The 12,250-nt window shown below is 41.7% G+C and carries 17 protein-coding genes; 12 read left to right on the forward strand and 5 right to left on the reverse strand.

Annotated features, from left to right (window positions below; genetic code table 11):
* Positions 1 to 12 precede the first annotated feature (12 nt).
* The 5 genes from FO442_RS11205 to recF form a co-directional block, all read right to left on the reverse strand.
* Positions 13 to 2,154 carry a ligand-binding sensor domain-containing protein gene (locus FO442_RS11205; RefSeq protein ID WP_144333283.1) on the reverse strand — a complete coding sequence of 714 codons (2,142 nt, stop codon included), beginning with the start codon at positions 2,152 to 2,154 and terminating at the stop codon, positions 13 to 15.
* Positions 2,151 to 2,858: an RluA family pseudouridine synthase gene (locus FO442_RS11210; protein WP_144333284.1), complete on the reverse strand. Its 708-nt coding sequence runs from the start codon at positions 2,856 to 2,858 to the stop codon at positions 2,151 to 2,153. Before FO442_RS11210 ends, FO442_RS11205 begins: the two co-directional genes overlap by 4 nt.
* Positions 2,859 to 2,861: 3 nt before the next feature.
* Positions 2,862 to 3,677: a 3-methyl-2-oxobutanoate hydroxymethyltransferase gene (panB, locus tag FO442_RS11215; protein WP_144333285.1), complete on the reverse strand. Its 816-nt coding sequence runs from the start codon at positions 3,675 to 3,677 to the stop codon at positions 2,862 to 2,864.
* A 125-nt stretch (positions 3,678 to 3,802) separates the two neighbouring features.
* A complete protein-coding gene (locus FO442_RS11220) occupies positions 3,803 to 4,114 on the reverse strand; it encodes a DciA family protein (protein ID WP_144333286.1) in 312 nt (103 codons plus the stop codon).
* Positions 4,111 to 5,205, reverse strand: coding sequence for a DNA replication/repair protein RecF (gene recF, locus FO442_RS11225; protein ID WP_144333287.1), 1,095 nt, complete (start codon positions 5,203 to 5,205; stop codon positions 4,111 to 4,113). Before recF ends, FO442_RS11220 begins: the two co-directional genes overlap by 4 nt.
* 152 nt (positions 5,206 to 5,357) lie before the next feature.
* Between recF and FO442_RS11230 the strand changes: the two genes are divergently transcribed.
* From FO442_RS11230 to FO442_RS11285, 12 genes are all read left to right on the forward strand, one after another.
* Positions 5,358 to 5,843, forward strand: a complete 486-nt coding sequence (locus FO442_RS11230) for a nuclear transport factor 2 family protein (RefSeq protein ID WP_144333288.1) — start codon at positions 5,358 to 5,360, stop codon at positions 5,841 to 5,843.
* A gap of 6 nt (positions 5,844 to 5,849) precedes the next feature.
* The gene (locus tag FO442_RS11235; RefSeq protein ID WP_144333289.1) at positions 5,850 to 6,305 is read left to right on the forward strand and encodes an SRPBCC family protein; all 456 of its coding nucleotides are present in this window, start codon (positions 5,850 to 5,852) and stop codon (positions 6,303 to 6,305) included.
* Positions 6,302 to 6,931, forward strand: a complete 630-nt coding sequence (locus FO442_RS11240; protein WP_144333290.1) for a hypothetical protein — start codon at positions 6,302 to 6,304, stop codon at positions 6,929 to 6,931. The genes FO442_RS11235 and FO442_RS11240 overlap by 4 nt, the downstream gene beginning before the upstream one ends.
* 28 nt (positions 6,932 to 6,959) lie before the next feature.
* Complete coding sequence (locus FO442_RS11245) at positions 6,960 to 7,361, forward strand: hypothetical protein (protein ID WP_144333291.1); 402 nt, start codon at positions 6,960 to 6,962, stop codon at positions 7,359 to 7,361.
* A gap of 228 nt (positions 7,362 to 7,589) precedes the next feature.
* Entirely contained in the window at positions 7,590 to 8,051 is a 462-nt protein-coding gene (locus FO442_RS11250; protein WP_144333292.1) for a hypothetical protein, read from the forward strand.
* Positions 8,052 to 8,105: 54 nt separating this feature from the next.
* Positions 8,106 to 8,726 carry a Crp/Fnr family transcriptional regulator gene (locus tag FO442_RS11255; protein WP_144333484.1) on the forward strand — a complete coding sequence of 207 codons (621 nt, stop codon included), beginning with the start codon at positions 8,106 to 8,108 and terminating at the stop codon, positions 8,724 to 8,726.
* Positions 8,727 to 8,808: 82 nt separating this feature from the next.
* Positions 8,809 to 9,177: a sulfite exporter TauE/SafE family protein gene (locus FO442_RS11260; RefSeq protein WP_144333293.1), complete on the forward strand. Its 369-nt coding sequence runs from the start codon at positions 8,809 to 8,811 to the stop codon at positions 9,175 to 9,177.
* 73 nt (positions 9,178 to 9,250) lie between these two features.
* Positions 9,251 to 10,600, forward strand: coding sequence for an MBL fold metallo-hydrolase (locus FO442_RS11265; RefSeq protein ID WP_144333294.1), 1,350 nt, complete (start codon positions 9,251 to 9,253; stop codon positions 10,598 to 10,600).
* Positions 10,601 to 10,611: 11 nt separating this feature from the next.
* Positions 10,612 to 10,890, forward strand: coding sequence for a rhodanese-like domain-containing protein (locus FO442_RS11270; RefSeq protein WP_144333295.1), 279 nt, complete (start codon positions 10,612 to 10,614; stop codon positions 10,888 to 10,890).
* Between the two features lie 4 nt (positions 10,891 to 10,894).
* Positions 10,895 to 11,215: a rhodanese-like domain-containing protein gene (locus FO442_RS11275; protein WP_144333296.1), complete on the forward strand. Its 321-nt coding sequence runs from the start codon at positions 10,895 to 10,897 to the stop codon at positions 11,213 to 11,215.
* An 81-nt stretch (positions 11,216 to 11,296) separates the two neighbouring features.
* Positions 11,297 to 11,524 (forward strand): hypothetical protein, encoded by a 228-nt coding sequence (locus tag FO442_RS11280; protein ID WP_144333297.1) that lies wholly within the window; start codon positions 11,297 to 11,299, stop codon positions 11,522 to 11,524.
* An 11-nt stretch (positions 11,525 to 11,535) separates the two neighbouring features.
* Entirely contained in the window at positions 11,536 to 12,234 is a 699-nt protein-coding gene (locus FO442_RS11285) for a thioredoxin domain-containing protein (protein WP_144333298.1), read from the forward strand.
* The last annotated feature ends 16 nt before the right edge of the window (positions 12,235 to 12,250 follow it).

Consider the following 12,250-nt stretch of genomic DNA (forward strand, 5'->3'; position numbering starts at 1 on the left):
CGCACGAACTCTTCAGCTTTGCTTTTTTTTTAAGTGTTTCCTTCGTTTCAGGTAAAGCACCCCGAAAAAGCCTGTCAACAAGCCGGCAATGAACCAAATCACCGTTTCTTCGTACCACGAAGCTTTCACTTTAAATGTGATTGCATCCGGGGTTGAATAACTTCCCGTTCCCGGATCAAAAAGCCGCAATTCCAAGCTATACGCTCCCGAATTCAGGTGCTCAAATGTCAACCTGGTTAAATTCAGAGAGGCATTGGACCAGCGAACCTGGTCTTTTTTATTGTTTCGCACCAAGCGGTATTGCAACTCGTAAGGGTGATTCCCCATCAACTCCACCAGCTCATAGGGAATAACCACTTCTGTATTTGCAGCTTCAAATGTATTGGAGTGATCCTTTTGATGATCGCCTGTAGGTTTGCCTAAAATGAAGGTAGGGAAATCCGTTTTCACCTTTTCCCATTTAAATTCGAACAAGCCAAATTGAGTTGCCACATACACTTTGTTGCCCACTACCACAAAATCCCTCAGGAACAGGTCGTTCATGCGGGAAAGCTCTTCCAGACGTTCCAGGTTCCCGGTTAAATTCGTTGTCCGGTAAAGTGTTTTATCCGAAAGAATGTAGAATTGGTCTTTGTAAATTTTCAATTTCGATATCGGCAGGTTGCTGCCGTTTTCCCGGAAGTTTACTTCATGAGTCACCTTCCCGTTCTTAATGGTAAAAATTTTGTTGGCAGAACTCAACACATACCAGCAGTTTTTGTGGAACAAGATCTCGGAAGGATCGATCGTTTCATTAAAGTAACTGATCGAGCGGTACTCCAGGGTGTTCAGATCGAGCGTAAACAATCCGTCCAGGTTGGAGAACAATACTTCATTGGTATCCGATTGCTGAAACAGTTTGACCGGGCTTTCCAGGATAATCTGCCGTTCTTTGTTTTTCGTCAACTTTTCACGCAGTTCTTTTTCGGTTTTCGCTTGTATGGTGAATAATCCTTTGGAAGAAACGATCAGGAAATAGTCATTTTTAAGCGGAATGAGTTCTTTCACAAACTCATCCGACAGGATAGCAGGGATGCGATACACTCCTCTTGTCTTCCACTCCTTTTGCGTAATTTCTTCCTTTTGAGACATATTACGCACCTTCTTTCCGAATTTATTCAGCACCATCATTTCTCCCGAATTGCTTCGTGCGATAATCTCATCCCGGTAGCTGTCCAGGTAACTGAATTCAGTCGAATTCAATAATTTATACGATCCGGCTGGCATGCAGTACAAACCTTTCGATTTTGTTCCAAGCCAGATATTACTGTTCTTATCCTTGAACACCGCCGTTACATGCAGTCCGACAATGATGGATTTAACCCGCATGTCCCCGGCTTTCAAAACGATCAAACCGGTTTCTGAAAGCAGGTACACTTTTTCATCTATGCGTACCACTTTTTGAATGGAATGATTGAAAGCACCGATCAGTTTATTGAGATTTTTAAAACGCTTATTGATGTATTGGAGCGAAATATGTGAATTCGGTTTTGCAGGAAAAATAATCAGGCCATTTTGTTCCCCTATCAGCCATCTTCCGGTCATTCCAGGCAATGTACGCGCAACTTGTTCGTTAATATCCACCAGTTCATTGCTTGATAGCAGGGCAAAACGCCCTTTGTCGTTCTCGCAATAATCGATCAGTTCCGACTTTCCTTTTACATAGAACGGAATTTCAGTTTTGGAAACCAGGGAAAACGGATTCGTTTTGAAGAGGTAAACCGCATCGGGACATACAATTCTCAGATTTCCGTCTTTGGCCTTTTCCAGCTTGAGGATTTGCTGCCCGATCTGTGGTAAAGTAATCAAAGCCAATTCATTTCCTTTAATTTCGAATAGTTGTCCCGTTCTATTTAACCCGATCAGCTTCTTACTCAACTTCACGAGCTGAATGATGTCTTTGGAATACAATTTAGCACTTGTAATTTGCTTTGACTGGAAACCATTGAAACTGAAAACCCCTTTCTCCGATCCAATAACCAGGCGTCCGAATGCATCTTCTTCGATTGCCGTGATATGGTAATCTTTCAGCGAAGTTTCTACCGGGTAATAATACGATTTTGTTTGAGCAAACAGAAGTGAAGTGAAGAGTAGAAAGATCGGAACTAGTTTCATTTTTTCTGCTTTTGAATTTCGGTTTCAAACCATTGCCATAACTTATCTTCTGGCACCGGGGCTGTTATTTTAACTGTTTCTTTGGTCGTCGGATGTTCGAATTCCAACTCCCTGGAATGCAAATATATCGAACCATCCGGATTTGAACGTTTTGCACCGTATTTCAAATCGCCTTTGATGATACAACCGATGGCAGCCAATTGTGCCCGAATTTGGTGATGTCTTCCTGTTTCCAATTCCACCTCCAGCAGGGTATAATTGTCGGAACTGAGTAATTGCCGGTATTTCAGGCGCGCTTCTTTCGAATCTTTACGCGCTTCACTGTATACGTAAGTTTTGTTTTGTTTTTCGTTGCGAACCAAGTGATGCTGCAGGGAACCGGATTTCTGTTTTGGTGCTTTTTCAACTACCGCCCAATACGCCTTCCGGGGATGTTTCTCTGCAAAAAGTTTGTTCATCCGTGTTAAGGCCTTGCTCGTACGTGCAAATGCAATGGCTCCTGAAACCGGGCGATCCAAGCGATGGATCAACCCACAAAACACATTGCCGGGTTTTTCAAATTTGTGACGAATGTATTCGCGCACTTTTTCCACCAAAGGGAAATCACCCGAACTATCTCCCTGCACATTTTCACCTGCATGCTTATTTATCACGACCAGGTGATTATCCTCATACAAAACGTCTTGCGGGCGGATTTGCTCCATCGGCTAATATTGTTCGTTTTGATTGGGGAAATCGCCGCTGCGCACATCATCGATGTAGTTCTTAACCGCTTCGGTCATTATTTCATACAGGTTTGCATATTTCCGCAGGAACCGCGGAGAGAATTCATTGTTGATGCCCAACATGTCATGGACCACGAGTACTTGTCCGTCGACCCCGTTTCCTGCCCCGATCCCGATGATCGGAATGGAAACCGATTTGGCTACTTTTTCTGCCAATGCAGCCGGAATTTTCTCCAACACGATCGCAAAACATCCGGCTTCTTCCAAAGCCAATGCATCTTCAATCAGGCGCTGCGCTTCATTTTCTTCTTTGGCGCGAACCACGTACGTTCCGAATTTGTAAATGGATTGTGGTGTCAAACCCAAATGTCCCATCACCGGAATTCCGGCTGTCAGAATGCGTTTGATGGATTCGATGATCTCAATCCCCCCTTCCAGTTTCACGGCATGTCCACCGGATTCTTTCATGATGCGAATGGCATTTGACAGCGCTTCTTTGGAATTTCCCTGGTAAGAACCAAAAGGCATATCGACAACCACCAATGCTCTTTCTACTGCACGAACAACCGAGCCGGCATGGTAAATCATCTGGTCCAATGTAATGGGAAGTGTCGTTTCATGTCCGGCCATGACATTTGAAGCGGAATCCCCGACCAAAATGATATCAATTCCTGCAGAATCAATGATTCTTGCCATGGAAAAATCATAACCGGTCAACATAGAGATCTTTGCTCCGGAATTTTTCATTTCTTGTAAAACATTCGTAGTGACGCGTTTTACATTTTTATGCACAGACATGAGCGATAATTTTATCTAACAAATTTAGTTAATTGCGAATTATGAATTGCGAATTGCGAATTTAAAACCAACCGTAGTGGCGAAAAATTTTTCGCCACTACCCGATATCAATAATAAATTCGTAATTATTCAAACCACACATCGTGAATAATCTGCTTACCGGCTGTTTCATTTACCCGCTGGATAATGATTTGCTTCCCATGCAGCAACTCATCCCGCATCACGGAGGAATTCAATGCAATGATCAAAACTCCCTGGCGGATTTGAAGATTAGTAGTTCTTGTGGCTACTGCTTTCCCCATCATATCTTCCCATTTGTTCAGCACTTCAATTTCAACGAGTTTCCCCTTCAACTGGTAAGCTGTCATGAGTTTATCCACCAATTCCTTCATCGGTTGTGCATTTCCCGATCTCTTGCGTTCGTCCCACTCACTCATACCAATTCGGAATTAAAAATGATCATATGCGGCTTTACCCGGATGGTGTCAAAAATAGCTGAAACCCGGTTTTCGTCTGTATCCGTTACCAAAACCTGCCCAAAGGTATTTTTGGAAACCAATTCCATCAATTGCGCTACACGCAGGTTATCCAATTTATCAAAAATATCGTCCAACAACAAAATCGGCGTTTGCTTCAGGCGTTCTTTCAGCCAATCGAATTGTGCCAACCGCAAGGCAATCAGGAAACTTTTTTGTTGTCCCTGAGAACCGAAACGTTTAATCGGCAATCCTTCCAGCAAAAAAGTGATGTCGTCTTTGTGAACCCCAACGGAAGTATACTGAACGCGCATGTCTTTCGGATACGCCTGTTCCAGCAAAATCCTGAAATCCGTTTCGGAAAGTTTGGATTCATAATTCAGTGAAACAGCCTCCTGTTCCTGTGAGATCCACTTGTAATAATGCTGAAACAAGGGAATAAAAGCTTCGATGAATGAAACCCGTTTGTTGTGGATCGCTGTTCCGTACCGGATCAATTGTTCGTCCCAAATCTCAATGGATTCCCGCTCAAAGAAGCCGTTCTCGAATTGCAGTTTCAGCAAAGCATTCCGCTGATCCAGCACTTTGTTATAACGCTGAAGATCCGTCAGGTATTCGTGGTCGAACTGGGAAATAATCCCGTCCATCCATTTTCTGCGCACTTCACTTCCTTCCGAGATCAAATCCGTATCATACGGAGAAATCATGACTACCGGAAAGTACCCGATGTGATCTGCGAGGCGTTCGTATTCCTTCTTGTTTTTCTTAAACACCTTTTTTGAACCCGATTTCACACCGCAATACAAATTGAACGGCTGATCGTCCTTCATCCAGCATCCCTGGATCACAAAAAACTGCTCGTTGAAGCGGATATTTTGCCGGTCGATCGGATTTAAATACGAACGACACATGCTCAGGTAATGGACCGCATCCAATACATTCGTTTTCCCGGACCCATTTTTCCCCACAATGCAATTCACACCGGATTCGAACTGGAATTCAGCTTCGCTGTGATTGCGGAAATTGACTAAAGAAAGGGATTCGACGAACATGTTACAAAATTACGTAATTGAACGTTGAAAAGTGAGAATTGAACAGGAAAAAGCAGCGTTAAGCTTACTTCCCAATTGAAAAGGCTGCCCAACACAGTTGAAAGCGTATTTTAAATGCGTAATTTTCCGGATACAATTTCAATTTCAGACACATGAAACACCTGTTCATCTTTTGCTTTATTGCAATCAGTTGGCTCGCTCGGGCACAAGTTGAAAGCAATTCAATCCTTTATAAAACCATTCTTTCAAAGGACAGTTTACTATTTAACATCGGTTTCAACACCTGTGATATTTCGCAATTTGAAGCATTGCTGAGCGAACAGTTTGAATTCTTCCACGATAAATCGGGGATTTCCGACCGCAAAAAATTCCTGAGTGATTTGAAAAACGGGTTGTGCAAATCGCCGGAAACCTACCAGTCTCGAAGGGAACTTATCACAGAAAAAACGCAGGTTTTCCCATTGTATGAAAACGGAGAACTGTATGGGGCAATCCAATACGGAGAACACCGGTTTTACGAAAAGATGGAAGGCAAAGCGGAGCAATTTGCGAGTACCGCAAAATTCACCCATGTCTGGATTATTGAAAACGGAAAGTGGAAATTGAGATCCGGATTGAGTTACGATCACCAGAAATAATTACAAATGCCGCATTACGAATTACCTGGTTATCCTAATCACATTGAAAAGAGCATTTTAATTGAGGCTTCACTTGAAACCGTTTGGAGCTATTTGACCGATCCGAAACGGATGAAAGAATGGATGGGCGATGAAGCAATGGAAATCGACATCATCAGCGACTGGAAAATTGGAGGTTCGTTTGTTATCAGAGGCTTTCATCATGTGCCCTTTGAGAACCGGGGAACGATCCTACAGTTCGACCCGGAAAAAGTATTTCAATATGAATTCCTGAGCTCCTTGTCAAACCTGGAAGATTTGCCAGAGAATTATACCACCATTTCGTTCTGTTTAAAAGCGAAAGGAGACCAAACCGAACTGCGTGTTGAGGCTAGCAACTTTCCCACTTTCGAAATTTACAAGCATTGGGAGTTTTATTGGAATGGGACGTTGGAAATTATCAAATGCAAAAGCGTAATATGAGATTTATTTTTTCAATTCAATTAATGATATTGGTTTTGTCGTCCTGCAAAAACGAACTACAAACTATCAGCGAAGATTTCCAGGCAATTTGTTTAGTCAGTAATGGCGCTGAAATCGAATTAGAAAATGGTGTTTATATGAGTCCTCCGACTATCCATTACGTTTTGTTTCTCTATCATGACACCATTTTCCAGGTAAGCATCGGACAAAAGAAATCGGTTTATTCCTACCTAAAAACTCGTAATCATGGAAAAGACAGCCTGGAGTCCCTTATGAAAGAATACAACGGAACTTCTTTAAAAAAACAAGTGCAACTCATGAAAAAAATGCACTCCAATCTCAGCTCAGATTGCGGACCGCTGGGATATTTTCTATTTAGAAAGAACTACAACCTGAACTTCGGAATCTTTCCGTACAGAGAATACACCGATTGGAATAGAAAATATGTATACAAAGAAATACCTCTAACTATCAACCAATTACCCAAAATCTATTCAACCATTTATCATACGCTGAATTCCAAACAGTGGGACTATTTCATGAGCAATGATTACTATTACAAGGATGTTCGGACCTATCGGAAAAATCAATTTCTATTTGAACGGAGAGCTGATTCAAAACGATAAGTTATCTTTATAAAAACTCCAATCAACCATGAATGAATTAGCCAGACAAGGCAGAAGCCAAACAATTGCTATCTCAATCAGTGTCATACTTATTTCCATGTTTGTCATTGCATTCTACCACATTCCGCATGATTCAGTAGATCCGAAGAAATTCTTTCAGCAAATTGTTCGGTTTGTGCTCACACTTGCCCTGCTTTATTTTTTGTTCCAGGGAAAAAACTGGGCACGAATCACCTTGTTTGTTTTGTTTTTACTTGCAATGATTAGTGGTTTTATTCTATTGTTCCTTCCTATTCCGCTTGCAGGAAAAGTTCCTTTTTTGGTAATGATTATCATTTATGGACTGGGAGCTTACAACCTGTACTTCTCCCGCTCTTTTAAAGCTTATTTTACTTATTTGAATTCAAAAAATGGCCAATCAATCAATTAACAGACAAACCCGGGATACCTGTCAATTTGCAAATAGTATCTGCAGCGGTCAAACTTACCGGTGTATCAAAAGAAGAAAACCATTTCCAGGCAAACCCGCTTTCAGAAAAGATTAAGCGATCTAAATCATTTCAACTGCACATTCCATTCATACCGGGATTTACATATTTTGGCTTCTCCGCTTTAGCTTTTAATTTCCAAACCACTACCTTCGTTAAAAATTCGAGTCATGAAATTCTTCCTGTTTATTACGCTTTTTGCTTCCTTCCTGTTCAGTTGCAACACCACCAAACCAGTTGCCCCCGACAATACGATCATCAGCATCACGCACGGGACCAATTTTGGGCATTGCCGCGGGTATTGCCGAAAAGAAGTGGTTTTCTCAGAAGATCAAATCGTGTATTTTGAATCCAGTGTCGATTCGACGCGTAACCCGGTGAAAACGGAAAAATTTGATAACTCTTCCGCTAAATGGAAAAGCATTGCGGATAAAATTGACTGGAACACCTTCAAAAACCTGGAAGAAAGCTACGGTTGCCCGGATTGCGCGGATGGCGGTTCCGAATACATCGAGATCAAAACGACCAATGGCACGAAACGTGTAACCATTGAATTCAATAAAGAAAACCCGGAATTGGAACCCTTACTGACTGAATTGCGTACTCAGCGCAAAACCCTGCTCGGAAAGTAATTTCGTGTGAAACCGCGATCTCTTAAGTCGATTGCTTTGAACTATTTAATTATGATGGAATCAAATACACTATCCGAATTCAAATCCTCTAAAGAACTCAGAGAGAAACTCACCGCTCTTGGTTTTGCAAAAACATTTGACGAGGGAGAGATCATCCTGAATGAGAATGCTTATATCAAAGCCATTCCGATCGTCACCAAGGGAAGCATCAAAGTGATGCGAACGGATGAAGACGGGAGGGAAATTTTGCTTTATTATATCAAACCAGGCGAAAGCTGCATCATGTCTTTTTTAGGTGGAATCCATCACGACACCAGCAAGGTGAAGGCAATTGCCGAAGAAGATTCGGAAATTTTATTCATCCCCATCGATAAGGTCGGTTTGCTGATTAAAGACTATCCGGAATGGCTTGACTTTATATTCCGCCTCTATCATAAACGCTTTGAAGAACTATTAGAAGTAGTCAATGCCGTTGCTTTTAAAAAAATGGACGAACGTCTTTTAAACCTGCTTCAAAAAAAAGGAGAACTCACGGGAAGTAAAGTGCTTTCCGTAACCCATGAGCAATTAGCCAACGAGTTAGGCACTGCTCGTGTAGTTGTTTCGAGACTGCTTAAACACATGGAAGATCAGGGCCTGGTTAAATTAGGTCGAAATAAAGTTGCGCTTTTGTAACAAAGGTTGCTGTGCAGCAAGTTCCATTGTCTGACTTTTGTGGTGAAATATTTATTCGCTAACGAAATCAACACCTGTTAAGATGGAAATACAAAACGCACTGATATTGGGAACCATTGGTTTAGCCGCAGGATTACTAGGAGGTATGCTGGGTCTTGGCGGGGCAATCATCATTATTCCCGCCTTAATGCTTTTTCTCGGTTATTCTCAGCAATTGGCACAAGGAACGGCATTGATCATGATGGTACTTCCGGTTGGAGCATTAGCAGCATTCCAATATTATCAAAAGGGATTTGTTGACATCAAAGCCGCTTTAATCCTCGCAGGATTTTTCTTTGTTGGAGGTTATTTCGGCGCCAAGTTTGCCACACAACTTCCACAGGAAATCCTGAAGAAAGTATTTGCCGTAATGCTCGTAGGAATTGCCCTCAAAATGTGGTTCCAAAAATAATCCGGTATGTAACAAAAGTCACTGTATCACTCAAAAGAAGCCGGTAATTTTGTACTATCAAACACCAAGAGACATGGAAATCAAACAATTCGAAGACAAAAACTTAGCACATTATTCTTACGCAATTCTCAGCAATGGAGAAATCGCCCTGATCGATCCGGCAAGAAATCCACAACCTTATTACGACTTCGCCAAACAGCACGATGCAAAAATCACTGCGGTAATTGAAACACATCCCCACGCAGATTTTATAAGCAGTCATTTGGAAATTCATGAAGCAACTCATGCGAAAATTTACGTAAGCAAACTGCTTGGCGCCGAATACACCCATCAATCCTTTGATGATGGAGACACCATCAAACTGGGGCACAGCTTCTTAAAAGCACTCAATACACCTGGTCATTCACCGGATAGTATCAGTATCCTCGCAATCGATGAAAACGGAAAAGAACAAGCTGTTTTCACAGGAGATACTTTGTTTATAGGTGATTGCGGGCGTCCTGATTTAAGGGAACAGGCCGGAGCCATTACTTCACCGCGTACCGAATTAGCCAAGCAGATGTACCATTCACTTAGGGACAAACTTATCACACTGCCTGATTCCGTAATTGTTTACCCAGCACATGGAGCCGGAAGTTTATGCGGAAAAGGATTGAGCGAACAAAACAGCAGTACGATCGGTGCCGAAAAAAGGAGTAATTGGTGTTTACAGCCAATGAGTGAAGAAACATTTGTTGAAGCGTTGTTAGCTGATCAGCCATTTGTTCCGAAATACTTCCCTTTTGATGTCGGCATCAATAAAAAGGGGGCTGAATCCTTTCAAAAAAGTATTTCAAAAGTGCAACACAAAGAACCCGTTACTTGCCCTGATTGCGCAAGTACGCTCAATCCGGCTATTTTGATCATTGATACAAGGCCACAAGAGCAATTCAAAAAAGCACACTTGAAAAATGCCATCCATTTAATGGACGATACCAAATTCGAAACATGGTTGGGAAGTATAGTCAATCCGGAAGAACCTTTTTATCTCATCGCGGAAAACGAAACAGCATTGAATCAACTCATTGAGCGGGCTTCCAAAATCGGATATGAAACGCAAATTGCACTCGCTTTTGTATCGGACTATGGAAATGAAACTTCTCACACATTCGATACGGAATATTTCAAAAACCATCCGGATGAATACACCATAGTAGACGTACGAAATCCTTCCGAGGTGAAAACACGCCGCATTTTCGAACAGTCGCTTGCCATTCCATTGTATGAACTAAGGGAGCGCTGTCATGAAATTCCGACTGACAAACCCATTGTTGTGCATTGTGCCGCCGGATATCGCAGTGCCGCTGGAAGCAGTATCATCCAATCAAACATTCAGAATGCTTCACACGTAATTGACTTGGGTGAAGCAGTAAAAACTTTTTAAAACAAAATCACATGAACATAGAACAACTAATCAAAGAAGGACAAGGCACTATTGTAGATGTCAGAACAATTGCAGAATTTAGAGGTGGAAATGTCGCAAATTCAATCAACATTCCTTTGCAGGAAATTGAGCACAGATTGGACGAGGTAAAAAACTTAAAACAACCCTTAATCCTTTGCTGTGCTTCCGGTGGAAGAAGTGGTCAGGCAACCCGGTTTTTATCACATCATGGAATCGAATGTTACAATGGCGGTTCCTGGTTAGATGTCAATTATTTTCAAACACGTTAAACAAATGATGAATTCACTTAAACAATTGTTGGGCTTGGGACCCAAAACAGATTACGCTCAATTAGTAAAAGACGGTGCCATCATTTTGGATGTCCGAAGCAAAGGAGAATATGCCGGTGGACATATTAAAGGTTCGATCAACATCAGTTTGGATACTTTGGGAAGTCAATTGAGCAAACTCAAGGACAAAAACAAGCCCATTATCACCTGTTGTGCCAGTGGAATGCGAAGTGCTTCTGCAAAAAACATACTGAAATCAAACGGTTATACACAGGTTCACAATGGCGGCGGATGGTATGGGTTACAAACTAAAATCCGTCAATAACTTTAAATAAAGTAATACACTACCAAGCTCGATTTTTCTGACAGGATCGAGTTTGGTTTGATTTACTTGCCCATTTATTCTATGAAAGAACGTATCTTAAAAAACTGGACATTTACAAGGGCTCTGTTCCTTATTTTGGGAATCATCATCATTACTCAGTCTGCTTTAAGACACGAATGGGTTGGTATTTTGTTTGGCAGTTATTTTGCCTCCATGGGACTATTTTCATTCGGATGTGCAAGTGGAAATTGTTACGGAGGAAACTGTGAAGTCAAGCCCGAAAAATCATCCGGCAAACCCCTCAACTAATTAGAAGCAACATGAAAAAAATATACTCAATCTTCCTTTTGGTAACTGTTTTAGTCAGTTGCTCCAATGGACAGCCTCAATTCACTCTTTCCGCAAAATCATTTGCAGAAAAAATACAAGAAACACCAAATAGGGTCATTATTGATGTTCGCACACCCGGAGAATTTTCAAGCGGACATCTTGAAAATGCACTGAATTATGATTGGAACGGCTCCGAATTCGACCAACAAATTGCTTCGTTAGATAAATCAAAACCTGTTTTTGTCTATTGCCTGAGTGGCGGAAGAAGTAGTGCTGCTGCGGATAAAATGAGATCTGCCGGTTTCAAAGAAGTGTATGAACTCAAAGGTGGAATCATGCAGTGGAGAAGCGAAAACCTTCCTGAAACAACAAACAATCAGGAGTCGTCTCCAGGGATGAGCGAACAAGCTTTCCAGGCTCTCCTGAATTCGGACAAACTGATTTTGATAGATTTTTATGCCGATTGGTGTGTCCCATGCAAAAAAATGGAGCCTTATCTGAATGAAATTTCAACAGAGTTAAAAAATTCGGTCACGGTGATTCGGATCAACGTGGAGGAAAATCAAGAGCTTTGCAAAACATTAGGAACAAGTGCCATCCCGGTATTGCAAGTTTACAAGGACAAAAAAATGACCTGGACAACGACGGGTCTGGTTGAAAAAGAAGAGGTAATGAAGCATTTGAAATAAACCGGCACTTTAACCG

The organism is Fluviicola chungangensis (assembly GCF_007558725.1).
Lineage (GTDB): Bacteria > Bacteroidota > Bacteroidia > Flavobacteriales_D > Crocinitomicaceae > Fluviicola > Fluviicola chungangensis.